Source organism: Thiocystis violacea (assembly GCF_016583565.1).
GTDB lineage: Bacteria > Pseudomonadota > Gammaproteobacteria > Chromatiales > Chromatiaceae > Thiorhodococcus > Thiorhodococcus violaceus_A.
In genome coordinates this window covers 15,543-41,819 of the sequence record NZ_NRRF01000011.1, presented here as the reverse complement: position 1 = coordinate 41,819, position 26,277 = coordinate 15,543, and the positions used below count along the sequence as shown (strand labels likewise).

18 protein-coding genes are annotated in these 26,277 nt (G+C 65.5%); 11 read left to right on the top strand and 7 right to left on the bottom strand.

Translation table 11 applies throughout. The annotated features are described in order from the left end of the window. Positions 1-208: 208 nt before the first annotated feature. From CKO23_RS06895 to CKO23_RS06865, 7 genes are all read right to left on the bottom strand, one after another. Positions 209-1,129 (bottom strand): 5'-nucleotidase, encoded by a 921-nt coding sequence (locus CKO23_RS06895; protein WP_200329394.1) that lies wholly within the window; start codon positions 1,127-1,129, stop codon positions 209-211. Positions 1,130-1,417: 288 nt separating this feature from the next. Further along, complete coding sequence (locus tag CKO23_RS06890; protein WP_242482264.1) at positions 1,418-1,912, bottom strand: DUF948 domain-containing protein; 495 nt, start codon at positions 1,910-1,912, stop codon at positions 1,418-1,420. 208 nt (positions 1,913-2,120) lie between these two features. After that, complete coding sequence (locus CKO23_RS06885; RefSeq protein WP_200329390.1) at positions 2,121-2,753, bottom strand: YaeQ family protein; 633 nt, start codon at positions 2,751-2,753, stop codon at positions 2,121-2,123. Positions 2,754-3,008: 255 nt separating this feature from the next. Continuing rightward, complete coding sequence (locus tag CKO23_RS06880) at positions 3,009-3,770, bottom strand: hypothetical protein (protein ID WP_200329388.1); 762 nt, start codon at positions 3,768-3,770, stop codon at positions 3,009-3,011. A gap of 174 nt (positions 3,771-3,944) precedes the next feature. Then, positions 3,945-4,718 carry a hypothetical protein gene (locus CKO23_RS06875; RefSeq protein WP_200329386.1) on the bottom strand — a complete coding sequence of 258 codons (774 nt, stop codon included), beginning with the start codon at positions 4,716-4,718 and terminating at the stop codon, positions 3,945-3,947. Positions 4,719-5,002: 284 nt separating this feature from the next. Next, positions 5,003-8,971, bottom strand: coding sequence for an efflux RND transporter permease subunit (locus CKO23_RS06870; RefSeq protein ID WP_200329384.1), 3,969 nt, complete (start codon positions 8,969-8,971; stop codon positions 5,003-5,005). A gap of 75 nt (positions 8,972-9,046) precedes the next feature. After that, positions 9,047-10,189 (bottom strand): efflux RND transporter periplasmic adaptor subunit, encoded by a 1,143-nt coding sequence (locus tag CKO23_RS06865; protein WP_200329382.1) that lies wholly within the window; start codon positions 10,187-10,189, stop codon positions 9,047-9,049. Between the two features lie 580 nt (positions 10,190-10,769). Here CKO23_RS06865 and CKO23_RS06860 point away from each other — a divergent pair. The 11 genes from CKO23_RS06860 (at position 10,770) to CKO23_RS06810 (ending at position 26,107) form a co-directional block, all read left to right on the top strand. After that, a complete protein-coding gene (locus CKO23_RS06860; protein WP_200329380.1) occupies positions 10,770-12,293 on the top strand; it encodes a dynamin family protein in 1,524 nt (507 codons plus the stop codon). A gap of 176 nt (positions 12,294-12,469) precedes the next feature. Next, the gene (gene nadA, locus CKO23_RS06855) at positions 12,470-13,549 is read left to right on the top strand and encodes a quinolinate synthase NadA (protein WP_200329378.1); all 1,080 of its coding nucleotides are present in this window, start codon (positions 12,470-12,472) and stop codon (positions 13,547-13,549) included. Between the two features lie 481 nt (positions 13,550-14,030). Then, positions 14,031-14,603 (top strand): NapC/NirT family cytochrome c, encoded by a 573-nt coding sequence (locus CKO23_RS06850; protein WP_200329376.1) that lies wholly within the window; start codon positions 14,031-14,033, stop codon positions 14,601-14,603. Between the two features lie 32 nt (positions 14,604-14,635). Then, on the top strand, positions 14,636-15,601 hold the full coding sequence (locus tag CKO23_RS06845; protein WP_200329374.1) for an ankyrin repeat domain-containing protein: 966 nt from the start codon (positions 14,636-14,638) through the stop codon (positions 15,599-15,601). A gap of 157 nt (positions 15,602-15,758) precedes the next feature. After that, entirely contained in the window at positions 15,759-16,358 is a 600-nt protein-coding gene (locus CKO23_RS06840; protein ID WP_200329372.1) for a c-type cytochrome, read from the top strand. Between the two features lie 24 nt (positions 16,359-16,382). Beyond that, positions 16,383-17,675 (top strand): sulfide-cytochrome-c reductase, encoded by a 1,293-nt coding sequence (fccB, locus tag CKO23_RS06835; RefSeq protein ID WP_200329370.1) that lies wholly within the window; start codon positions 16,383-16,385, stop codon positions 17,673-17,675. A gap of 403 nt (positions 17,676-18,078) precedes the next feature. Continuing rightward, positions 18,079-18,378 carry a hypothetical protein gene (locus tag CKO23_RS06830; protein ID WP_200329368.1) on the top strand — a complete coding sequence of 100 codons (300 nt, stop codon included), beginning with the start codon at positions 18,079-18,081 and terminating at the stop codon, positions 18,376-18,378. A 128-nt stretch (positions 18,379-18,506) separates the two neighbouring features. Further along, on the top strand, positions 18,507-19,169 hold the full coding sequence (locus tag CKO23_RS06825) for a protein-L-isoaspartate(D-aspartate) O-methyltransferase (RefSeq protein ID WP_200329535.1): 663 nt from the start codon (positions 18,507-18,509) through the stop codon (positions 19,167-19,169). After that, positions 19,166-21,421, top strand: coding sequence for a tRNA(Met) cytidine acetyltransferase TmcA (locus CKO23_RS06820; RefSeq protein WP_200329366.1), 2,256 nt, complete (start codon positions 19,166-19,168; stop codon positions 21,419-21,421). The genes CKO23_RS06825 and CKO23_RS06820 overlap by 4 nt, the downstream gene beginning before the upstream one ends. 72 nt (positions 21,422-21,493) lie before the next feature. Then, the gene (locus CKO23_RS06815; RefSeq protein ID WP_200329364.1) at positions 21,494-22,174 is read left to right on the top strand and encodes a YceH family protein; all 681 of its coding nucleotides are present in this window, start codon (positions 21,494-21,496) and stop codon (positions 22,172-22,174) included. A 300-nt stretch (positions 22,175-22,474) separates the two neighbouring features. After that, positions 22,475-26,107, top strand: coding sequence for an EAL domain-containing protein (locus CKO23_RS06810; protein WP_200329362.1), 3,633 nt, complete (start codon positions 22,475-22,477; stop codon positions 26,105-26,107). Positions 26,108-26,277 lie beyond the last annotated feature (170 nt).

Sequence of the window (26,277 nt, the reverse complement as noted above, 5' to 3'; positions counted from 1 at the left end):
CGGACACCGAGGAAGGGCCGCCCCCAACATCTAAGCCTCGTTTCCAAGAACATGATCCTCACACCTCGATACGATGAGTACGAAAGAACGAAATCTTTGCCGAATTACAACATCGGCACTCCTGTTTTTCCAGTGCAGATCTCAGAACACTTGACCGGGCTCGCACAAAGTCTAGCGTACAAACAAAAAATGAGTATTTGCAGCAACGTTACATATTTGCCACGCCATGCGGGACATGGCCGGTGGCGACGTGCAAGCGGGCGGCCTCGCAATGGTGGGTCTGATCGTCGAAGAAGATGTCGGCGCTGAAGGCCGCCAGAAAGCGCGCCTTGCTCAAGCCGCCGAGGAAGAGCGCCTCGTCGATCCGGATCCCCCAGGCGCGCAGGGTCCGGATCACCCGCTCATGCGAGGGCGCGCCACGCGCCGTCACCAACGCCGTTCTCAGAGGCGCGGCATCCGCCGGGAAAAGCGCCTGGAGCTGATGGATCGCGAACAGCAGCCCTTTGAAGGGCCCCTCCCGCAGCGGCTCGTGCGCCGCCGCCGACTCGCTCTGATTGAAGACCGCGAGCCCCTGCTCCCGATAGAGACGCTCGGCGTCGTCCGAAAAGAGCACGGCATCGCCATCGAAGGCAATTCTGACCTGATCATCGCCATCATGCGACGCGGTGGTCGAGGACGGCAGCACGGTTGCCGCCGCGCAGCCGGCCGCGAGCGCAAGCCGCACGTCTTCCGGGTCGGCCGAGAGAAAGAGGTGAGCCCCGAAGGCAGCGACATAGCGATAGGGACTGGCACCACCGGTGAAGGCCGCCCGCGAAATGTCCAGGCCATGATGGTGTGCGGAGGTCAGGACACGCAGCCCCGTGTCCGAACTGTTGCGCGAGAGCAGGATGACCTCGACCCGGCCGCGATCGGCCAAGGCCGCATTCAGGTTCATCAGCTTGCGGACGAGCGGAAAGGCGACGCCGGGTTCGAGGATCTCGGATTCGTGCGCGACCTGATACTCATGATAGGCCCGCACACCCTGGGTCTCGAAGATCCGATGGGACTCGGTGAGATCGAACAGGGCGCGCGAGGAGATGGCGACGATCAGTCGGACGGTGTCTGACGTCTTGGGTGCGTCATCAGCCATGATCCTAGGAACAGTCCATCTTATAGATCCTGATTTGAGCCTGGTAACGAAGCTCGAGCTTCGTCACCCGCGAGACGAAGCTCCGCTTCGCGAACTTGAGGATCAGCACCTGGATCGACCCAATCAAGGGCCGGAAGCCGCCGAAGTCGTGAAGTAGAGCTTCATCGCTGAGGTCACGAAGCTGGATCTTCGCGACCAGAAAAGCGGGAAAAAATCGATGGACAGTTCCCAAGTGTGGGTCTCCAGACCAGGGTCTCCTTCCCATGGCCAGCCCGGGGGCTCGACCCTCTACCAGGGCATGAACGAGTTCATGAAATGCATCGGCCGGCTGATGTTCTGATTCATCACCGCCATGTCATTGCGCATGGATGAGGTCGAGAGCGTCATGCTCTGAATGGCACGATCGATATCCTGCATGCTGACGAGCATCGGCTCGAGGGTGTTGACATCACGCGCCATGGAGTCGACGCCGACCGCCATGGTCCGAACATTGGCGCTCATCTGAGAGATATTGTCGGAGATGGATTGCATGTTGCTGGCCATGACGGTCATGTTGGTATCGACACTGATCGCCAGATAGTGGACATCCTTCGCCAGGCTGAAGACGAGATAGAAGCCGTAGGCCGCCAGGATGATGAAGGCGAACAGGCTCGGGTAGACGATCAGCTCCCAGCGCTTGGCGCTGGTCTCGAATGCCTGCGAGAGTCGATCGATGGCATAGGCGTTGACCTGCGGACTGGACCCAGCATTCGATGAGTCGGAATCCGGGAGGCCTTGCGGCATGTTCCCAGCGGTCGAGTTCTCGTTGTCCGGCATAAGATTGACTGCGTCTTATCGTTGGAATCGTCTATCAGCCACAGGCCGAAACGACCAAGTCACTGATGTTGAATGGGAGCTTAACAGAATGGTCAAGCCGAGCAAGGACGTTGGACTCGCGTGGATCGAATTGGATCCCGGCGTCTGACGACCGACCGGGCATCGGCGCATGCGATCACTTGATCAGATGCGGATAAAGCGCGGCCGCCAAGCCCAAGAACTCGCGCGCCGCCTTGCCTCGGGGCTCGAGTTCGAACACGGCGAGCCCCTCGCTGAAGGAGCGCCGAAACACGGTCCGCTGAGACAACCTCGGCTTGATGAACTTCAGCCCAGGGAGAGAGACCAGGGCCGCGGCGGCCTCGTTGGTCTCCTGGACGGCATGATGGGTGTCACCTCGGTTGATCAAGCCGATGATCTCGGGCGGAGACTCACGCTCGATGGCCGAGATCATCTGAATGAAGCGTTGGGTCGACCAGATGTCCGCCTGAGACGGAGGAACCGGGACCAGGACCCGATCGCAGAGCGCAACGGCCCGCTTGAGACTCTCCATGTCAGAGGTGCCGACATCGATCAGGGTCTCGTCGGCCTCCTTCAACCGCGCCTGCGTCAGGGCCGACTTATCGTTCGCCGTGAGCCGCGGCTTGAACCCCTCCTCCCTGCGCACATCGATCACATCCGCCAAGGTCGCCTGAGGGTCGGCATCGACCAGCAGGATCTTGACCTCCGCCAGCGCGAGCCAGACCGCGAGATTGAATGTCAGCGTACTCTTCCCAGAGCCGCCTTTCAGACTGCCGACAATGGTGATCATGCTGGGATCTCTAGGAGTCCTTGAGGGCGAAAAACCTTCGTCGATGCACCGAGGCTCCCAAGCCCCGCGACGAGATAACGACAGCTTTCGCGAAACCGCTTGGCTGTGGGCAAGCTGAGAGGTGTCTGCGAATCCCCGCTTTGGCAAGGGTCAACGCGCCGCCATTGCCGCGCATCGTCCCTCAACTCAGCCCAGGATGGCGGGGCGCCAAGCGGCATCACGGCCTCTGTTCACGCGCCCCTCCGGCCAATTCCCTCAGTTCTTGGCGGGCGGAGCCTCCATCTTCGTGTAGTCGGAAGGCACCGCGAAGAGACCATCCGCCTGCTTTCCGATCTGGATATTGTCCAGCTCGCGCACGTAGCCGCCTGGGAACTCCTCCCTGACCGACAACTTCAGCTCGGGGTCATACCACTGGAAGGTCTCGACCGGCTGCTGGTTCGGTGCGGTGGTCGTCATCTGCCACTTCTCGACCGGGCGGCCGGCGATCGTCTCGGAGCCCAGCATCTTGAGCTCCATCGCCTGACCATTGGGCATCTGGTACTTGAGCGGCAAACCACGCTCGACATCGATCCACTGGGCGCCAGTCGTCGTCTGGCCGTCCCGCGTCACGGTCATCTCCCATTTCACGGCTGGGCGCCCGGCCACCTCTTCCTGCCCCGCTTTTTGGCACGTCAAGCCAGACACGCCTTCACAGGGACTGGTATCGGCGGACGGCGCGGACGGCGCACCCGCACTCTGAGGAACGGAACGCTCGAAGTACCCCTTCTCCGCCGGGAAGACGATCCACTCCATGCCACGTCCCTGATCGGTGATGCGCACCATCTCCTTGCCCTGCTGCGACATCTCGACCCGCATTCGGGTATCGCCCACGTACATCTTCCCGGTCGTGGTCTGGCCGTCCGGCCCGTGGCTGACCATATCCGCCGAGAACTCCACGCCAGCGATCTCGGCGTGGGCAGACATCGAGAGCACAGCACCCAAGAGGGTTGCAAACTGCAGTCGCTTCTGGATTCGCATGGTAACAATTCCCCTATTGTGGTCGATGATGGCGTTGCTCGTTCTACTTCTTCGATCAAACTCGGTTGCGATCAAACTCGGTGTTCAAGCGGCACATGGGTCATCGCCGAGAAACCAACAGGCCCAGCCGCGCAGTGAGTCAGCCGGTTGGCGCGTGGCGCATCCCCTGCCCCACTAGCGCGGCCATTCGCCATACGCCGGGTCGCCTCGCCCCTGGTTCTCACGCGACATTGAATCGAACAGGTCGGCCGGCCGATCCGCGTCCGTCTCTCGCCGCCAAGGCCGCCATTGCGGGGTCGCTCTCGCGTCAGCCTGCTCCCCAGCCTCCAAGGGGCGGAAGCGGAACTGCTCGGCATCACCGAATGGACTCGCCGCAGCGCCAACCGAGGGCATATCCGGATCGCCGCGGAAGCGGTAACCCATGAGGTCCGCCGCCTGGCCCGCGGGGCGTCGGTCAAGCCGATTGGGGTCGAGTTCGAACGAGGGTCGGAGCGAGCCCGAGGGGGCACTCGGCTGAGAAGGATAACCCGGCTCAGTCGGGCGGCCATAGCCATAACCATAGCCACTGCCAGCAGGCTGCCTCCCCTCGAATCCCGCTTCATAGGGCGATCCAGGTCGAATGAAGGTGGGATCGACAGCGCCTGGATCGGAGAAGCCGGCGCCTTGTCTCCAATCGCCCTGGAAACCACGCCCGTCCCAATCGGGATTGCGGCGATCCTCAGCGTCACGACCCCGGGGGCGCATGTAGTCGGTTCCAAACCCCTTGTCGCCGCGTCCTTGGTCAGGCTCCCAAGCCCCGTCCCGGTAGGAATCCCAGGGATTCCCAACGCCCGATTGCGCAGCGGTTTCGCCCGTCACGGAGACCGCAGCCGCAAGGATCAAGGCAAGGATGCCGAGCGGTGACAATCCTCGAAAACGGGTCTCGCGCGGCTCGGGTCCAGTCACCATTCTCGAATCTCGGATTCCCTTATCCCAGCACTGAAAGGCCGAAGACCGACGCGGCGGCCCGGTCGGGCTTGGAGGGGTGACTGGCCGAATGCCAGAAACAGACCAGTCGCTCGCGATCGATCGCTCTCAGCAGCATGACGACAGCATCGCCCGCATTGGGACCATCTCTCCATCCTGCGGAAACCCTGTCGTTTATACCTGAATTAGACCAAGCGCCGTGGACATTTCAGGCTGGCCTGCCCCAAACCCAAGGCGCAAGCCGATACCGCCGATTCGTCGCAAGCTCAGGAGTCGTCGGCCCCGGAATCCGGCCCATTGTCGATCTTCAGACGAATACCCCGCCTGGCCGCGCGTTTCGACACCGACTGCGCACCATCCTCCTGGCGCACTGAATCCACCGCGGACGGCTCAGGGGCGGACGGCTCAGGGGCGGACGGCTTGGCGACCGCTTTCTTGCTGGCGACCTTCTTGGTCGTCGTCTTCTTGCTCGTTCGCCGCTTGGTGGCGGCCGGCTGTTTGGCCGCCTTTTCCGGCTCGACCGCCCGAGATCCGGCCTCGGCCGCCTGGACTCTGGGCGTTGTCTGCTCGGACTGCGACGTTGCCGAGCCGGCGGGCGGCGCGGGTTCATCGGTCCGCTTGGCGGTCTCGGGACGCAGGCTCGCCGCGGCCGGCACGGCAGCGGAAGGGCGTGCAGGCTTCTTTGCGTGCTTGGGTTTGCGCAGTCCCTTGAAGACCTCGAACAGCAGCAGGAAGATCCCGCGCACGGCGTAAAACGCCAACACCAGGGTCTCCACGACCATGCCCCATACACGCAAGCCCAGACCACTGCTGGAAGTCTTCGGGGTTTCCTTTGGAGCAGGCGCCGTTTCCATCCGGCAGGGAAGATCGACCCCAGCCGGCATGCCGGCCGCCGCGACCTTGCACATATCCTCCTTGGCGGCCACGCAACCCAGCGGGATGACGATCAGTGTCAGCAGGGTCGAGACCAGAACGCCAGACAGCAGCGAAATGGCCATGCCCTGGAAGATCGGGTCCGTGATGATGACGCTGGAGCCAGCGACCAGGGCCAAGGCCGTGATCAGGATCGGACGCGTTCTGATCTTACAGGCGCGGATCATCGCCTCGGCGACCGGGACACCCTTCTGGATCTCGTGAATGGCGAAGTCCACCAGCAGGATGGAGTTGCGCACGATGATGCCGGCGAGCGCGATCCAGCCGATCATGGAGGTCGCGGTAAACTCTCCACCCGCACCGAAGGCGAAGATGACCGCATGGGCCGGGATGATGCCCAGCAAGGTCAGCGGAATCGGCGCCATGATCACCAGGGGGATACGGAAGTTGCCGAACTCCCAGACCACCAGGATGTAGATCAGCAGGAGCGCCACCATGAAGGCCGCGCCCATGTCCCGGAAGGTCTCGTAGGTCACCGTCCATTCACCGCCCCACTCCCAGGCAAGGCGGTTGTCGTCCGCTGGCGGGCCGAGCCAGTTGAAGGCGTCATCGAAGCTACCACCCGCGGCCGGCTTGGAGCCGTCCGGCGCCGTGTAGCCCTGCTCGGCCATCAGGTCCTGCACCTGGAACATGGCATAGACGGGGGCCGCCAAACGGCCGCCAACATCGGACACCACGTATTCCACGGACCTGAGATCCTTGTGGAAAATGGTGTCCTCCTCCGGCGCGCGCTGGAAGTCGCCCAGCTCGCTCAGCGGAACCGTATAGCCGAAGGTCGACTGCACCGGGAGATCGCCCAAACGCTGGATTTGGGAGCGCTCCGCCAGCGGAACCTGCAGCACGATCTGGATGGGCTCGTGTCCGCTTTGACGCCCGCTTTGCTGCTTGATATCGCCCAAGGGCGTTCCGCCCAGGGCCATCGACAGGTTTCGGTTAATGGTGTCGACAGAGATGCCGCGCCGCACGGCCTTTTCGGTATCGACGTTGAAGCGCCAATAGTCGTAGGGATCACGCAAGTAGTTATCGACGTCGCGCGCGCTCTCGGCTTGCTCGAAGATCGCAGTCACATCCCGGGCGAATTGGCGTCGAAGATCCGCGTTCGGACCATAGATCTCGGCAACGACCGACTGCAGCACGGGCGGACCAGGCGGCATCTCGACCACCGCGATCCGCGCACCCGACCCCTCATTCAGCTCGGCCAGCAGCTGACGCGCCTGAACGGCGATCTCGTGACTGCTGCGCTTGCGCTCGGTCTTGTCCTTGAGCTGCACCTGCATCTCCGCCTGCCAGGGATCTGAGCGCAGATAGTAGTGCCGGACCATGCCGTTGAAATCGAAGGGACGCGCCGTCCCGGCATAAAGCTCGATGGCCGTCACTTCGTCGATCGACTTGAGCCGCTCGGCCATCCGATGCGCCAGGTTGGCGGTCACCGGAAGCGCCGTGCCCTCCGGCATGTCGATCACGACGGAGAACTCGGGCTTGTTGTCGAGCGGCAGCATCTTCACCGCCACCCAGTTGAAATAGAAGAAGGAGCAGGTGAAGAGGAAGGTTCCCCAGAGCGTGAGCCGGAAGATGCGGCGCTTGCGCGCGTCCTCCATCAGCGGCGTCAGCACCCGTCTGAAAAAGCGCTCCAGCCGCTCGGCGCCGCGATGCTCGCGTTTCTCCGCCGCCGTCAGATAGCCCATGGAAGGCCGCAGCACCTTGGAGATCGCCAGATACGGCGTGAAGACGAAGGCCGCGAACAGCGAGATGAACATGGCGACCGAGCCGAGCTTCGGGATCGGCGCCATGTAGGGCCCCATCATGCCGCTGACGAAGCCCATGGGCAGCAGCGCCGCGATGACGGTAAAGGTCGCCAGGATGGTCGGATTGCCGACCTCGCGCACCGCATCCACGGCCGTTTCATCGTCCGTGCGGCCTTCCTCGAGCCAACGGCGGTAGATGTTCTCCACCACCACGATGGCGTCGTCCACCAGGATACCGATCGAGAAAATGAGGGCGAAGAGGCTGACGCGATCGATCGTCATCCCCCAGACCCAGGCGGTGAAGACCGTCATGAAGAGCACGACGGGAATCACCAGCATGACCACGATGGCGGGCCGCAGCGCCCGGAAGGCGACCAGCACCAGCAGGAAGACGAAGGAGGTTGCGACGATCAGCTTGAAGATGAGCTCGTTGACCTTCTCGTCCGCGGTCTCGCCATAGTTGCGGGTAATGCTGACCTCGACATTCTCCGGGATACGCGACCCGCGCAGCTCCTCGACCTGCGCGATGATGGCGTTCGCCACGGTCACGCCATTGGTCAGCTCCTTCTTGGCGACCGCGATGGTCACCGCGGGGCGGCCATCGGCGCGTTCGTCGATCTCGGCCGCCGCACCCGTGTAATAGCTCACCAGCTGCGAGGCGTCCGCCTCCGGCCCGAGCCGGATGTCGGCGACATCGTGCATGTAGACCGGCACCTCGTTGTAGGTGCCGACGACCAGGCGACTGATGTCCTCCACGCCCGTGAGGAAGGCCCCGGTCGTGACCGAGAAGCGCGACCCGCTGACCTCGACCCCGCCCGCCGTCTGCTCGGCATTGGCGCTCTTCAGGGTCTGCGCGACCTGATCCAGACTGATGCGATAGCCGGAGAGGCGTTCCGGTGAAACGTCGATGGTCACCTGCTCGCGGCGTCCACCGACGATGAAGGCGTTGCCCGTATTCTTGACCTGCTTCAGGGCTTGCAGCACATCCTGCGCGAGCAGGCGCAACTGCGCGTCGTCGACATCGGCTCCGCCATCGCCGTCGATGTCCTTCGACCAGAGGGTGAGTGTCACGATGGGGACGTCGTCGATCCCCTTGCTCTTCACCAGGGGCGGCATGACCCCGGGCGGGATCTTGTCCATGTTCGAGGCGAGCTTGTCGTTGACCTTGACCAGCGAGGGTCCCATGTGCTCGCCGACGTCGAACTCGATGGTGACGATGCCCTGCCCCCGCTGGGAGGCGGAATAGACGTGCTTGATGCCCGGGATCTCGCTCATGATCCGCTCGAGCGGCTGAATCGCGAGATTGGCGACCTGCTGAGCGGAGGCACCCGGATACTGCACCATGATGTCGATCATGGGCACCGAGATCTGCGGATCCTCCTGCCGCGGCGTCAAAAAGAGGCCGAGCAGCCCCATCATGAGCATCGCGAAGTAGAACAGCGGGGATAGCGGAGAGCGAATGAAGAATCTGGCAGTGCGACCCGCGATGCCCAGATTGTCTTCGTTCAGTACAGTGGTCTTGTCGTTCTCAGCGTTAGAGGCGAGGTCTTGGCTCATATAGAATCCAGGTTCTCCGGGCCTTCTCCGGCTTGCCGCAATCGGCCGTCAGGGTTGTCGCCAAAAAGGCTGGGGCTAGTGGTCCGGGGTGACACCTTTCGCCCAACCGGCAGTGACTCTGGAGCCCGGGTTCGCAAGCACCCGCTCCCCAGCCCTGAGGCCGCTCAGCACGGTGATGAATCCGCCGCTGAGCTCCTCACCGACGCGGATCAACCGCAGTTGGGGCTCGCCGCTATCGGTCAAGACGTAGACGCCCGGCAGACTGCCGTTGTAGCGCACGGCAGTAGCGGGAATCACCGGGCTCGAGCGCGCCGGTGCATTGAAATCCGGGACCAGAACCTTGGCGTACATGCCTGGCTCAGAGACGCCCTGCGGCAGGTCGAACTTGATCTTGACGGTATGGCGCTGCGGATCCGCCATGGGGAAGATCTGAGCCACCCGCACGGGAACGCGACGGTTGGACGGATCGATCTCCGCCTGCAGCATCTCGCCCTCTCGAAGCCCCGGGCGCAGGCGCGCCGGCACGTCCACCTCGACCTGCAGATACTCGACGTCGGCGAAATTCAGCAGCGGCTGACCGGGTTGCACCGTGTCCCCGACCTCGATGAACTTCTTGACGATGACGCCCTTGAAGGGGGAGATGCTGCGCGCATCCCGGATCTTGGAGTCCAGTGCCTGCAGCTCGGCCTGCAGACGCATCATCGCGCTCTGCGCCTCCTGGATCTGGATGCCGGAGGCATAGATGTCGGCGGAGCGCTCCGTGCCGTGATCGCGATCGCCGATGAAACTCTCCACCGGCCGGGTGAACATCTGGTCGAACAGATTCGGCAGACCCATGCCTCCGGGCGCGTTGCGCGACTGCGGGGAATAGATCTCACGGGTGTACTGAACGCCAGCGTTGCGCAATTGCGCATCCGCGGACGCCATCTGCGCCAGGATGGCACGGCGTTTGGCGACCAGTTCTTCATCGCCGATCGCAACCAACAGCTTGCTCTCATCGAAGCCATCGCCTTCCCGACCCGCGAGGTAGGTGACCCGGCCTGGCAGTTGAGCGGACAGAGTGACCTCCTTGTAGGGCACCACCGTACCGCCAAGCGACACCGTGGGAGCCCCCTGGGCCTGCTGGACGACGAACGATTCGCCCGCATCCGCGAACGCGAGACCGGGGATCACTGCAGCACCCAGGACGAGCATGCACGCAGCAGAAGCGTTTTTCATCTTTATTCCCATCGGATTGGATACCACACGGATTTCACGTCAAACGGACTGCACGTCAAACCGACTGCTGGTCAAACGGTTCACAACGCGCTCGATGCCCGACGGGCTGGGTCGCGACCAGGCCAACTTCATGATCGGGCCAGCGACTCCGGACTTTTGGCATCACAACAGCTTAGAGATCGTGCCAGTCCTTATCATGTATTTATCGGGTGAAGGAGGGCGACCCGGCCTTATCTGAGATGACCGAGGCGAAGGCACCGCGCGGATTCGAACCAATGCGCGACCTTTCGCCAAGCCAAGGCACGCGGCGCAGTTGCGCAGTATGCATTCAGCCACGCTGGACATTCAAGCTGCGTCGCGCGTCGAGCCTTCGCCGAGCGGCGCTTCCAACGCAAGAAATTTGGCCAGAAAGACAAGTGGCTACCGTTCGTCACGGGGATCGGTGTAACATCGCGGACCGCCGCCGACGAGGCTCGCCCCGCCCTCAGACAGGCTCGCGACCTTTGTCACCACATCATCCGCTGGCATCGACCTATCGCGCTCTGCGCGGACCGCCGAGAATATTCGAGGAGCCTGACCCATGACCTCTACGGCCGACGCACTCCAGCATCGCCTGCAAGAACTGGAATCCCACCTGGAGCAAGAGAATCCGGTTCTCCTGAGCACGGTGCAGAGCTTTCGCGCGCTCGACCGCGTCGCCTACCGCATGGAGCTGCTCGAGCGCAACGAGTCCTTCGCCACGCAGATCCCCTGGTGGCCGTTGATTTCCATTCTCGGCACCTTCTCCGCCGGCAAATCGACCTTCATCAACTATTATCTCGGCCAAAAGCTCCAGCGCACCGGCAATCAGGCCGTCGACGACCGTTTCACCGTCGTCGTCTACAGCCCGGAAGAGATCAGCCACACCCTGCCCGGCGTCTCCCTCGACTCGGATCCGCGCTTTCCCTTCTTCCGGATGTCACAAGACATCGAAGAGGTCGCCGGAGGCGAAGGCAAGCGCATCGACGCCTATCTGCAGCTCAAGACCTGCCGCAGCGAGCGGCTGCGCGGCAAGATCATCATCGACTCCCCCGGATTCGACGCGGACGCCCAGCGCACGGCCGTGCTGCGCATCACTGACCACATGATCGACCTCTCCGACCTGGTGCTGGTCTTCTTCGACGCCCGCCACCCCGAGCCGGGCGCCATGCGCGACACCCTCAAGCACCTGGTGGTCGACACCATCAAGCGGGCCGACTCGGGCAAATTCCTCTACATCCTCAACCAGCTCGACTCGACCGCGGGTGAGGACAACCCGGAGGATGTCGTCGCCGCCTGGCTGCGCGCCATCGGCGAGGCAGGCCTGACCGCCGGCCGCTTCTACACCATCTACAGCCCGGATGTCGCCACCCAGATTCCAGACGAGTACCGCCGCACACGCTTCGAGAAGAAGCGCGACGAAGACCTCGGAGAGATCTATCGACGCATGGAGCAGGTGGAGATCGAGCGCGCCTACCGCATCGTGGCCGCGCTGCGGAAGACCGCGACCGATTTCAGCCGCACGGCCGTTCCCCTGCTGCAGACCGCGCTGCGCCGCTGGCGCCGGCGCACCCTGTTGGCCGACACCCTCGTCTTTGGCACTGCCATCGGCGCCTTCCTGTTCTGGAGCCTCAAGCTCGGCCAGTGGGAGGGGCTGAACTACCACGCCGCCTGGCTTGACCTGCTCAAATCCGTCCCCTGGGGGCTAGAGGGCTTCGAGGGGGTGCTCGCCCTTCTGGTCCTCGGCATCCACTTCGGGATCAGGCGCCTTTCCGCGCTCAGCGTCATGCCCTGGCTGCGCAAACAAGTGGCGAAGAGCGAGGCACCCGGCAACATCCTCGCGGGCTTTGAGCGCAACACCAGCCCCTGGCGAACCGTGCTCCTTGGGCGCCCCTTCGCCTGGAATGGCCAGTCCCGCGCCGAGATCGACGAGGTGCTGCAGGGCTGCGAGACCTACATCCAGACCCTCAACGAGCGCTTCACCAACCCCAAGGGGATCAACAACGGCACCTGGCACCCGATGCCTGCCGCGACGCAGGCGTCCAGCGACGCCCAGCCGCAAGACCTGGCCGCGGAGACCGGCTGAACCCTCGGCGAGAAAAGCGGCCATAGGGTCATGAATGTCTGAGACGCGCTTCGTGCTCCGACGAAGCGCGTCTGTATCTTCGACGTGAGCGCACATCCCAGTGAATTCCGAACGTCTGCGTCTCGGCTGGATGCCTAGGGTGGGCGCGCTCCTGGATCCCGATGCGGAGGATGAACATGCCGAGCACGACCCAGCCGGGTCTCCCCGATCCCATTCCCCCGGCGCCTGAGATCAAGGTGCCGCCACACCCGCAGTGGCCGATGCTGGACGCGCACGCCAAGGCCGCGCTCAAGGAACGGATTCGTGGTCTGCTCGTCTCCCAGAACGCCGTGCTGGTCGCGCACTACTACACGGATGAGGATCTCCAGGCGCTTGCCGAAGAGACCGGCGGCTATGTCGCCGACTCCCTCGAGATGGCGCGCTTCGGGACCGAGAGCCGCGCGCAAACCCTGGTCGTCTGCGGCGTGCGCTTCATGGGCGAGACGGCCAAGATCCTCAACCCAGAGAAACGCGTGCTGATGCCGGACCTGCGCGCCACCTGCTCGCTGGACGAAGGCTGCCCGGCGGATGCCTTCACGGCCTTCTGCGACGCCCATCCGGACCACAGCGTTGTGGTCTACGCCAACACCAGCGCCAAGGTGAAGGCGCGCTCGGACTGGGTCGTCACCTCCAGCATTGCCCTCCCCGTCGTCGAGCACCTGGCGGCGCGCGGGGAGAAGATCCTCTGGGCACCGGACAAGCACCTCGGTCACTATGTCCAGCGCATGACGGGCGCGGACATGCTGCTCTGGAACGGCGCCTGCGTAGTCCACGAGGAGTTCAAATCCTTCGCCCTGGAGCGCGTGCGCAAGCTCCACCCCGAGGCCGCCGTACTGGTGCACCCGGAGTCACCGGACGAGATCGTGGATCAGGCGGACGTCGTGGGCTCGACCACCCAACTGATCAAGGCGGTCAGCGAATTGCCGAACCAGGAGTTCATCGTCGCAACGGATGCCGGCATCTTCTGGAAGATGCATCAGCTCGCACCCAACAAGACCCTCATCCCCGCCCCCACCGCCGGCGAAGGCGCCACCTGCGAGAGCTGCGCCCACTGTCCCTGGATGGCGATGAACGCCCTGCAGAATCTGGAGCGCGTGCTCGAGACCGGCGACCAGGAAATCCACATCGACCCCGAGATCCGCGCGCGCGCCGTGATCCCGATCCAGCGCATGCTGGATTTCGCCCGCGAGCGCGGAATCGGGAGAAAACCGGGCTGATTGGGGCTCTTTGGCAGAACCACACCAAAGCCGACCGCACCGATCACGCGAGCTGAAACTCTGCCCGCCCAGACGCCGTGACGGAATCCGCCCGGCGCCCCTCTGTCTCGAAGCAGGCTGTCGGCTCCCAGCCTCCAGCCGTCCTGCATCAGCGCCTTGATGCCCATCGACACGCGCGAAAGCGCTTCCAGCCGACGAAAGATTCCGCATAGAGACGGCCTCGACGAAGTGCCGCCTCGCGGCTGACGGTCGACGCCGCGTGCCGTCCCTCGCCCGACACCTGGAGCGGCGCGCTCGACCGTACCGCAGAGGATGACGCCCATCCATCCGCGACGGTTTGGTTCTTGGCATCCGGGGAGACGTTCACGTAGACTCCATCGACGATACCAATACGAAGCATGTCGGCAGGTCGACGCCCGTCGCCGCCGAACAGCCAGCATGAGCGGCCTCAGCAGAGAGCCGCCGGAGGAGGATGACCAGAATGTCCAAGCCAGATACTGGCCGGGGCCGTATTTCATTGACCTTTGCAGGGTTGTTGTTCGCTGCGGGAATCCTCTTCGTCTGGGGGATTGACTTCGCCATCAGATCGACGAACACCCTCGAGTTCTGCACGTCCTGCCACACGATGCAGACCAATTTCGAGGAGTATCAGGCGTCCCTTCACTTCAAGAACCCCTCAGGCGTCAAGGCGACCTGTGCGGATTGCCATGTGCCGAAGCCGCTCGGGCCGAAGCTCCTGACCAAGTTGATTGCGGCCAAGGACGTTTATCACGAGATCGTCGGGACGATCGACACACCGGAGAAATTCGAGGCGCGCCGCTGGCACCTTGCCAACATGGTGTGGGACCGGATGCGGGCGAATGACTCGCGCGAATGCCGCAGCTGCCACGATTTCGACGACATGGATCTCTCGGAGCAGGGCCGCTCCGCGCGAAGCCGGCACGCTGCGGCTCGGGACAAGGGTCAGACCTGCATCGACTGCCATCGCGGCGTCGTCCATCACGAGCCGGATGACCCCGGCGACACCGCAGCGGTAAATGCGGACGCCTCCTGATCCGGCTCCGGAAGCGAGGACCAGCGCACACCATGCACCATTCCACCAAGGCTCTCATCGGCGCCGTGCTGATGCTCGGCGGTCTACTCCTGAACACGCAGCCCGCCCGATCGCAGGACGAGGATCCCGCCACGGACCTTCGGCTCGCCGCCATAATCGGCGACGCGGAAACCGTCTCCGCACTGCTCGATCGAGGTGCCCCCGTCGATGCGGCCAACCAGTTCGGCAAGACAGCCCTGATGATGGCGGTCGAGGCGGACGAGATGCCGACGGTCGCACTCCTCCTCACCCGCGGCGCGGACGTCAATGCCCGCACCGTCGCCGGCTGCACTCCCCTGACCTTCGCGGCCGAAACCGGCCACATCGGGATCAGCGCCCTCTTGCTCGAGCGCGGCGCCCATGTGAACGACCGCACGCGCTCCGGCTGGGACGCGCTCATGATCGCGTCGCGCTACGGCATCGCCGACATGGTCGAGCAGTTGCTCTACCGCGGCGCCGATCCCAAGGCCGCGGACCGCGACGGCAGAACCGCTCTGATGCAGGCGGCGGAGAAGGGCCAGACCAGCGTCATGCCGCTCCTGGTCAAGGCCGGTGCCGAGGTCGAATCCCGCGACAAGGAGGGCGCCACGGCGCTGCTCATCGCCGCCGACCGCGGGCAGCTCGACGCTGCCCAGACGCTCGTCGACCTCGGCGCGGATCGCGAGTCGCGGGACGAGACGGGCGCCACCGCCATCATGCTGGCCGCCGGCCAGGGGCACGCAGAGCTGGTCCGCCGGCTGCTCGCGTTGGGGGCCGACCCGAACGCCCGGGACGCGGAAGGCGCGACGGCACTGATGGAGGCCGTCGGCATGGGGCACAACGCCGTGATCGAAACCCTGATCGGCGCCGGTGCCCGGATCGATGCGCGCGATGCCCAGGGACGCACAGCGGCGGACCTCGCGCGTCAGAGAGGCAACCCGGAGGCTGCCGCCTTGTTGGCGGCGAAGCCGCACCAGTGATCCCCGGCGGCTTCGGCAACGGACGCATCAAGCGAAGGACCTGGCGAAGGATCTGAAAAGTATTCCATCCCGCGATGGGCGACACGACGGGCCGGCAACGCCAGCTGGAACGACCAAGTCGGCCACCACCACAAGAAGAAGAGGAGCGAAGAAAACCATGAACAGAGGAAGAGCGAAGTTTGCCTGCGCGATCGGCGCGGTTGCACTGGGACTCTCGTCCTTGGCCAGCGCCGATGCCACTCCCGAGATGCTGGCGGAGGCGTGCGCCGGATGCCATGGACCGGGCGGGAACAGTGCGGGCCCAGCCGCCCCTTCCATCGCCGCCATGGATCCGATGGTCTTGGTCGATACCATGGAGACCTTCAAGAGCGGCGATACCTACTCGACCATCATGGGCCGGATCGCCAAAGGCTATTCCACCGAGGAATTCCAGAAGATGGCCGAGTACTTCCACGCGCAGGAGTACCAACCGGCCAAGCAGACCTACGATCAGGCGCTCGCCGACAAGGGCGCCAAGCTCCATGACAAGTACTGCGAGAAATGTCACGCCGAGGGCGGCAAGCCCCTGGTCGACGAAGAGGACTACAACATCCTCGCCGGACAGTGGTCGCCCTATCTGCGGTTCACCATGTCTGACTTCCGTGAAGACCGCAGGGAGATGGAAAAGAAGATGCGTAAGAAGCTCGAGGAGATGCTCGCGGCCGAGGGCGATGCCGGTCTCGACGCCCTTTTCGCCTATTACGCCAGCCAGCAATAAGGAAACCGGAGGAGGAGCACAGACATGACATTCAGCAGACGCGATTTCATCAAGGTCTCGGGAGCCGCCGCGGCGGCCGCCGCCTTGGGTTTCCCGCACCTCGTGCTTGGAGCTGGCCACAAGGTCGTGGTCGTGGGCGGCGGCACCGGCGGCGCCACCGCGGCCAAATACATCAAGAAGGCAGACGCGAGCATCGACGTCACCCTCATCGAGCCGAACAAGGACTACTACACCTGCTACATGAGCAACGAGGTGCTCGGCGGAGAGCGCACGCTCGCTTCGATCAAGCAGGGCTACGACGGCCTCAAGGCGCTCGGGATCAATGTCGTCCATGACAGCGCGGCCGGCATCGACCCGGATAAGAAGGTCGTGAAGACCGCTGGCGACAAGGAATTCGGCTACGACCGCTGCGTCGTCGCGCCCGGCATCGAGCTCATGTACGACAAGATCGAGGGCTATAGCGAGGAGGCCGCCAACCGCATCCCGCATGCATGGAAGGCCGGCGAGCAGACCGCCCTGCTGCGCAAGCAGCTCGAGTCCATGGCCGACGGCGGCACAGTGGTCATCGCCGCGCCGCCGGACCCCTTCCGGTGTCCGCCGGGACCCTACGAGCGCGCCAGCCAGATCGCGCACTACCTCAAGAGCCATAAGCCCAAGTCGAAGGTCATCATCCTCGACAGCAAGCAGAAGTTCTCCAAGCAGGGCCTCTTCACCCAGGGCTGGGAGCGCCGCTACGGCTTCGGCACGGACAATGCTTTGATCGAATGGCGTCCGGGTCCCGATGCCGCCGTCGTCAAGGTGGACGGAGGCAAGATGGTTGCCGAGACCAGCTTCGGCGACGAGATCAAGGCCGATGTCTTCAACCTCATCCCGCCCCAGCGCGCCGGCAAGATCGCCCAGAGCGCCGGCCTGACCAACGATGGCGGCTGGTGCCCGGTCGACAAGAAGACCTTCGAGTCCTCGATTCACAAAGGCATCCATGTCATCGGCGACGCCTGCATCGCGACCGGCATGCCCAAGTCCGGGTACTCGGCCAACAGCCAGGGCAAGGTCGCCGCGGCCGCCATCGTCGCCCTGCTCAAGGGCCAGGAGCCTGGAACGCCCTCCTACATCAACACCTGCTATTCCATCATCGCCCCGGACTACGGCATCTCGATCGCCGCCGTCTATCGTCTGAGCGAGGATGGGTCAGAGATCGCATCCGTGCCAGACTCCGGTGGTCTCACGCCCATGGACGCGCCCGACTGGGCGCTTGCCCGCGAAGTCCAGTACGCGTATAGCTGGTACAACAACATCGTGCACGATATTTTCGGATAAGCGCGAGATGCTCGACCCCAGGCTAGGGTCGATTTCCGGGGGGCCATTTGGCCCCCTTTTTACTGATCGCCATCGCCTCTTGCCGCAACACCCTGCATGACCGATCTTTTTCGATTCGGCGGCGAGGGCTGAGGACGCGAAGATGCCGGCCGGCTCCTTGGACGGGCGGATGCTTGCGGACCGACCGCTGGAGCTGGCGACCCGAAACGGCCTGTTCCCTCGATCCTGAGCGCCGGACTCCGGGCAGGCCCAACTCATCGAATGATTCTTCGCGCCCGCTCTCACCGCCCCGCCCTTGAAAAATTGGCGGAACCCTGAACAATCTCCATGACGATCGCGGCACGCGCCTAACCAAAGGCGCGATCGGCGCCGGCGATTGGCGACACCAGTGGAGAGCGTCCTGATGACAGAAGAGATCCTGGGTCACTGCTGGCGCTGCGCTCGCGCGCTGAGCACGCTGGATTACGGGCGTGAAACCAGTTGTATCGGCTGCGGCAAACCGACGCGCTGCTGCCGCAACTGCCGCCACTACGCGCCTGGCCGGGCGAACGAATGCGTCGAGCCCATGGTGGAGCGCATCCTCGACAAGACCGCCGCCAACTTCTGCGAGCTCTTCGAGCCGACGACGCCCGGCGCGGGCGCAAGCTCCGTCGCCCCAGAAACCGATGCGCTGCGGCAAGCCGCCGAGGCGCTCTTCAAGTAGGCGCGCCCCGTCCCGTGAGTATCCCACCCATGCCGTTTCCAGTGACCGCCCTCCGCTGGGCACGCGCCTGGTTGATCGCCGTCTCGCTGTCGGCGTTGGGCCTGCCGGCCTGCGCCGAGGACAATGCCATGACTGAAGAACGCCGCCATCTGCTCGCTCAGATCCAGGCCGAGGTTGGCGCGACGGCGCGCGAGCTGGGCTTCTCGGCACTGAGTCCGGCCGTCGAGCGGGCGATGCTGGAGGTGCCCCGCCACCGCTTCGTGCCCGATCGCCAGCGCGACCTGGCCTACCTCAACGCCCCTCTCCCCATCGGCGGCGGGCAAACCATCTCGCAGCCCTACATCGTCGCCATCATGAGCCAGCTGCTCGAGGTCGGGCCGGGAGACCGCGTGTTCGAGCTGGGAACGGGCTCCGGCTATCAAGCCGCCGTTCTCGCCGCCCTGGGCGTCGAGGTCTACACGGTCGAGATCGTCCCCGAACTGGCGGAGCGCGCGGCCCGAACCCTCGCGGATCTCGGCTACCCTCAGGTCCATGTCCGTGCCGGCGACGGCTGGCTCGGCTGGCCCGAGGCCGCCCCCTTCGCTGGCATCATCGTAACGGCCGCCGCCCCGCACATCCCTCCGCACCTGATCGATCAGCTCACAACGGGTGGGCATCTGGTGATTCCCGTGGGCGCGCCGGACAGTGTCCAGCAGCTCGCACGCTTCACCAAGAACGGCGATGGAAGCCTGTCCCAGGAGAACCTCCTACCCGTGCGCTTCGTGCCCGTCACGGGCGCGATGACGCCATGACCCAGGCGAGCGCAGACGACCCGTCACCCTGGAGCCCAGTCGCCGACGCCGCACTGACGGAGCGACTGACCGCGCTGCATCGGCGAGCCCTGGCGGCCAACCACAGAGTCGCCATCCGGCTGAGTGGCACGCCGGACTGGACGCATGCCGCGGCCACCTCCATCTGCCGCCTCTTCCCGCTGCGGCAGCCGGTCTGGCTCACGGATCGGGCGCTCGCTGCTGACGCCCTCCCACTCAGATCGGCCCACAAGCTGCTCGGGCGCGACCTGGACCTGCTCCTCTATGACGCCCACAGCGGTTTCGACCCGGACGGCTTCGGCGCGGCGACCGGCGCCATCGTCGGAGGCGGCCTACTGGTGCTCCTGACACCACCGCTCGCCACCTGGCCCGCGCTACCCGACCCGCAGGCCGAGCGCATTGCGGTCTGGCCGCACAGGTCCAGGGATGTGAGCGGGCATTTCCTGGAGCGGTTGACGCGTGTCCTCCAAGAGGACCCGCACCTCATCCAGATCGATCAAGGACAGCGCGGGCTGCCCCCACTGCCAGCCGCAGCGACAACGGCGACGGCGGCCGGACGGCCGTCGCGCGCGCTCGCACACGCCTGCACGCCGGATCAGCAACGCGCCCTCGCGGCCGTGCTAAAGACCGCGCGCGGCCGCGCCCGCCGCCCGCTCGTGCTCAAGGCGCACCGGGGGCGCGGCAAGAGTGCGGCGCTGGGGCTTGCGGCCGGCCAGTTGCTGTCGACTGGAGCGCGACGCATCCTGGTCACGGCACCCAGCCAGGCCGCCGTCGAGAGCCTGTTCCGACACGCGCGGGCCGTGCTGGCGTCGGGAGAGGGCGCACCCCTGGCCCCAGAGCGCGCGCATCACCTGAGCTTCCTGCCGCCGGGCCAGCTCGTCAGCGAGCGCCCGCCCGCCGACCTCCTCCTGGTCGACGAGGCGGCCGGCATCCCCGCGCCGCTGCTGGAGTCCATGCTCGCGCACTATGGCCGTATCGTCTTCGCCACCACCGTCCATGGCTACGAGGGCACGGGTCGCGGCTTCGACATCCGTTTCCGCGACCGCCTGGATCGCCTGACCCCGGACTGGCGCGCGCTCGAACTGGAGCAGCCGATCCGCTGGGCCGATGGCGATCCCCTGGAGGCACTCTGCTTCCGCGCCCTGCTCCTGGATGCCGCGCCCGCCCCGGACGATCAGGTCGCCGCGGCCACGCCGCTCAACTGCGCCTGCGAGCGGATCGACCCAGCACGCCTGGCGCGTGACGATGAGACGCTGCGCCAGCTCTTCGGTCTCCTGACCCTGGCGCACTACCAAACCCGCCCCATGGACCTGCGCATGCTCCTCGACGGACCCAATGTGCGCATCCTGGTGCTGCGCCACGCCGGCAGCGTCGTCGCCACCCTGCTCGCCGCGGCCGAGGGCGGGTTCGACGACGCGGACCTGCGTAACGCCATCTACCGTGGGCAGCGCCGGCCGCGCGGTCATCTCCTGCCGCAGACGCTCTCGGCACACGCCGGCATCCACGGGGCGCCGACCCTGCGCTATCTGCGCGTCATCCGGATCGCCGTCCACCCGGCGGCCCAGGGCCGCGGCCTGGGCCGAAGGCTCCTGGATGCACTGCGCCAAAAGGCGCTCGCCGAAGGCCTGGACTGCACAGGCGCCAGCTTCGGCGCGACGCCCGGGTTGATCGACTTCTGGCAGCGCTGCGGCCATGTCCCGGTGCACATCGGCTCCAGCCGCAACGCCGCGAGCGGCGAGCATGCCGTCGTCGTGCTCCAGGGTACGACCCAGGCGGGACAGAGGCTCATCGCCGGGGCGCAGCGCCGACTGGAAGCCGCGCTGACCGTGCTCCTCCCCGGCCCCCTGCGCGCCTTGGAGCCTGGCATCGCGCTCGCCATCAGCGCCCTGCTCCCGGTCCACGAGGCGCCGGAACCGAACGCTCCCGAGGCAGACCGGGAGCTGCGCTGCTTCGTCGCGGGCCATCGCGCCCTGGAGCCCAGCCTGCCGCTCCTGGCGGACCTCAGCCGCCGCCACCTGGCGGAGGCACTCGCGCGCGGCCTCATCGCAGTCGAAGACGCTCAGGTGCTCATGGCCGCGGCGCGCCAGCTACGGCCCATCGGCGAGCTCGCGCGGGCGTTTGAGCGCAGGGGCCGCGACGACGTCCTGAGCTGGCTGCGGCAGGCCGCCCGCGGGCTGCAGTCCGTGCGGGAGTCGCGTGCCGACCATCTGGACGAAGTGGCCTCGGCTGTGTAAAACAGGGCTGATCGATGCGGCCGAGCCGCGCGCACCCTAGCCGTCCCAAGAACCACGAGCACCCTACCCAAGATGTCCAACGACCTCGACTCAGCTGCTGCGGCCCCCTTCCTGACACCCGCCGAGGCCCGCGTCATCGGCTGTCTGATGGAGAAGCAACGCACCACGCCCGACCAGTACCCCCTGACGCTCAACGGCCTGATCAGCGCCTGCAACCAGAAGAGCGCGCGCCACCCGGTCATGAACCTGTCACCGGGGGAGGTCGGGCACACCGTCAACCAACTGAGGGACAAGGGGCTGGTGCATGCCAGCTTCAGCGGCCGCACGGAGCGCTATGACCACAAGATGGTCGGCACCTTCTTCCTCAGCCGCGAGGAGCAGGCCATCCTCTGCGTGCTCATGCTGCGCGGCCCGCAAACCCCAGGGGAGCTGCGCACCAATTGCGCCCGCCTGGCGGATTTCCGCGATCTCGACGCCGTCACCAAGACGCTCCACGCCATGATCGAGCGCGAGCACGCGCTCGCGGTGGAACTGCCGCGGCTGCCCGGCAAGCGCGAGCAGAGGTTCGCCCACCTGCTGTGCGGCAAGCCGTCCGAGGAGGATCTCGAGCCGCCGTCGCAGACGTCGGGCCACGCCGCGCCCGGACCCCAGGGCGCCCGTCTCGAGACGCTGGAGGCGGAGGTGGCCGCACTGCGCGCGGAACTCGACCTGCTCTGGGAGCTGACGGGCCTCGCCGATCGGCGCGAGGATTGAGCGGGAGCGGCGGGACGTCAGCCCCCCGAGGGGCCGGGCGCCCGACGGCGAACCTTGCCGGGCGCCGGCCCGGCATGCTAGTTACCAGAGACTGCAACGCCGTGCAGGAGCGCCGATTTGCGGGCGCTCTTGAGCAGATCGGTCTGGAGTCCGGATCACCACGGAGTCGGAGGAGTCCATTCCCCCACTCCAGAACCTCGGCGACTGGCGGTCGTCGAGCCTGGCGGCGCCAGCGCGTGCCGCCGGGAGGCCCTGAATCGGTCAGCGCCTCCCTCTTCCGCTGCCTTGGGTGGACCTGCCATGTCACAGCTTTCGACTGACGCGACCTCGACCGAACCTCTGCGCATCGGAGTCATGCCGCCGCTCTCCGGATTGGGCGCGCTCTATGGACCCGAGATGTCCTGGGCCGGCCAGATCGCCCGTTCCGAGGTCAACGCGGCGGGGGGTGTCCTGGGGCGCGCCCTGGAACTCATCATCGCCGACGACGGCGGTCTGCCCGAGACCGCCATCCACACCGCCGAGCGGCTCCTGGATCTCGGTTGCGTGGCCCTGATCGGCAATCTGCCCGCCAGCACCCGCACGGCGGTCGCCACCCAGGTCGCCGAGCAGCGCGAGACGCCCTACCTCAACTGCGCCTTCTACGAAGGCAGCCTCTACAACCCCTTCTTCTTCTCCTTTGGCGCCCTGCCCAATCAGCAGATCGACCGCATGATCGCCCACATGGTGAAGGTGGCCGGCCCCAAGATGTTCTTCGCCGGGAGCAATCAGGAGTGGCAACGCGCCGCGGTCGAGACGGCGAGACGCGCACTGAGCGAGCAAGGCGGCGAGATCCTGGGCGCGGACTTTCCAGCGACCGGCAGCAACGGGTTCGAGCAGATGCTCGACCACGCCCAATGCTCAGGCGCGGACGTGCTGATCCCCTTCTTCGAGGGCGAGGAGCAGCTCGATTTCCTGACCCGACTCAACCAACGCGGTCTCAAGCGTCACATGGCCGTCGTCATGTGCAACTTCGACGAGGCGCTGGCCGCCCTGCTGCCACCGGAGGTGCGCGAGGGGCTCTATTCGAGCAACACCTACTTCATGACGGTCGAGACGCCGGCCAACCGGCGCGTCCTCGCCGCGCTCGCCGCGCTCGAGGACGTCGAGGGACTCTGGCCGACCGGCAAAGGGATCCTCACCAACTTCGGCGAAGGGGCCTATGTGGCGCTGCATGCCTTCGCCAAGGCCGCCAACGCGGCCGGATCCCTCGCGCCGGCGGCCTTGGTGAAGGCCCTGGAGCAGGTCCAGATCGAAGGTCCACAAGGGCATGTGCGCATGGATGCCCTCACCCATCATGCCGAGCTGAACCACTACCTCGCGCGCTGCAGCTTCGACGGCAGCTTCCGCGTGCTCAAGCATTTCGGCGCCCGCCCCCCGATCATCCCCGAGCGCTATCGCTATTGCCTGCCAGCAACGCCGGACGGGGACGCCGCGTCGAGCCAGGAACCCGCGCTCAGTGAAGGCGGCATGGCCATCGCCGTGGCCGGGATCGACCGCGAGGGCAAGATCGAACTCTTCAACCGGACCCTCCTGCGACTCTGGGGCTTCGCGGAGGACACCCAGCTCACTGGGCTGCCGATCACCGATCTCTGGGACGATGCGGAGGCCATTTCGACCATCCTTCCCTCGCTGGAGCGGATGCCCGAATGGAGCGGCACCCTCACCGCGCGCCGTGCCGACGGAACGCTCAGGCGTCTCGCGGTCGTTGCCGAGCCCATGCTCTATGAGGAGGGCGTCATCAAAGGCTATACCCTGGCCTGCGTCGACACCCGCGCACTCACCGCACAGCAGCAGCACGCCTCCTACCGCATCCTCGCCATGGCGGACGTCGCCGTGGTGGCCAGCACGTCCGACGGCACCATCATCGAAGCCAATCGGCGGGCCGGCGAACTCTTCGGCTACCGCCCGGAAGCGCTCATCGGTCTCTCCATCCACGCCCTGGTCCCACCACAATTCAGGCAGCAGCACCCGCACCAGGTGGAAGGCTTTCTGCGCAGCACGCAGGCGGAGCGGCGCATGGGGCAGCGCCGCGACGTGAGCGCGCTGCGCCAGGATGGCACCATCTTTCCGGCCGAGGTCTCCATCTCCAAGATCAGGGCCGACGATCAGTGGATCCTGGTCGCCTCGCTGCGCGACATCACCGACCGCAAGCTCGCGGAGAACGAGCTCGTCTGGCGCGCCTCCCATGATTCGCTCACCGGGCTGCCGAACCGCACCCTCATCCACGAGCGCCTGACCCGCGCGCTCGAGCGCTCCAAGCATCAGGGACAGGGCGTCGCCCTGCTCTTCATCGATCTGGACGGCTTCAAGCTAATCAACGACAGCCACGGCCATGCCACCGGCGACGAGCTGCTCAAGACCATCGGATGGCGCCTGCTCGATCAGGTGCGCCCGGGCGACACCGTGGGCCGGCTCGGCGGCGACGAGTTCGTCATCCTCTGCGACCAGATCGGCTCGCCGGTGGCCGTCAGCGGTCTGGCCGAACGCATCAACGACATGCTGCGCAAGCCGCTTGAGATTCAGGGACACCGGCTCTTCGCCACCGCGAGCATCGGGCTGGCCATGGGCCACGGCACCACCCACAGCGCGGACGACCTGCTGCGCAACGCGGACGCGGCCATGTACAACGCCAAGGAGCAGGGCCGCGACAGCTGGCGCTTCTTCAGCGAGGAGATCCACGATCAGGTGCGCAAGCGCCTGGACATCACCAACGGGCTGCGGCTCGCGATCGAGCGCAACGAGCTGCAGGTGCGCTTCCAACCCATCCTCTGCGTGGAGCGGCAGCTGATCCGAGGCGCCGAGCTGTTGCTGCGCTGGATGCCGCCGGAGGGCGAGGTCTCGCCAGGCCAATTCATCCCGATCGCCGAGATGACAGGCTCGATCGTCCCCATCGGCAAGTGGGTCTTTCACCAGGCATGCCTCGCCGAGGCGCAGTGGCGCGCGCTCCATGGCGAGCAAGCGCCCTATGTGAGCGTCAACATCTCCGCCCGCCAGCTCAATGACGAGACCCTGGTGAACGCCTTCCAGTCCAGCCTGGAGGCAACCGGGGCCGATCCGAACCGCGTGCTGCTCGAGCTGACCGAGACGTCCCTCATGAGCGACGTCACGACCAACCTGCGCGTGCTGCGCCAGCTCGCCGAATTGGGGCTGCACGTTGCCGTCGACGATTTCGGCACCGGCTATTCCTCGCTCTCTCAGCTGCTGCGCATGCCGGTGAGCACCCTCAAGATCGACCGCGAGTTCATCGACGGCATCGAGAAGCGCCACGACAGCAAGGCCATCGTCTCCGCCGTGAGCAGCATGGCGCGTGCCATGCACTTGAAGGTCATCGCGGAGGGTGTCGAAAACGAAAACCAGCTCGATTACCTGCGCGACATCGGGTGCGACTATGTGCAAGGGTTCCACTTCTATCGCCCCATGAAACCGGATGACCTCCTGGCGCTGCTCCACGACAGAATCCCGAGCGGCGATCCTGAGGTCACGGAAGCGCTCTACACGATCCTCTACGTGAGCGTGGCCACCGAGCCGATGAGCGATGACGAGCTGCGCGCGCTGCTCGAACACTCGCGCTCCGCCAATCGCGCCAGGGGGATCACGGGTTTCCTGCTCTACCTCAACGGCTCCTTCATGCAGGTGCTGGAGGGCAGCCGTTCGCGTGTCGAACAGCTCGCGCAGCACATCGGCCAGGATCCCCGTCACCACTCGGTGCGCACCATCTTCGAGGGGTCGATCCGCAAGCGGACCTTCGTCGACTGGAGCATGGGCTTCCGCAACATGAACCATATCGACCAGGGCAGCGACTTCCAGGCCTGGCAGGCCCGCACGCTGAGCTTCGTCGACATGTGCGAAGACCCACAGGTCTGTTACAGCGTGATCACCGCATTCGCCCGTTAGCCGGGCTCGCATGGCGTTCCACGCACCCTGCCCCCAACGACGAGGCGTGCCTTGCCCTGACCATCCGGCCCCATGGACCCTTGCCCAAGCGGCCTCGCCGCATCGCCCGGCAGCACTCGGGCTCGCGACCTGGCCACAGGTCCGCGAGGTCGATGCACAGCTGATCGGCG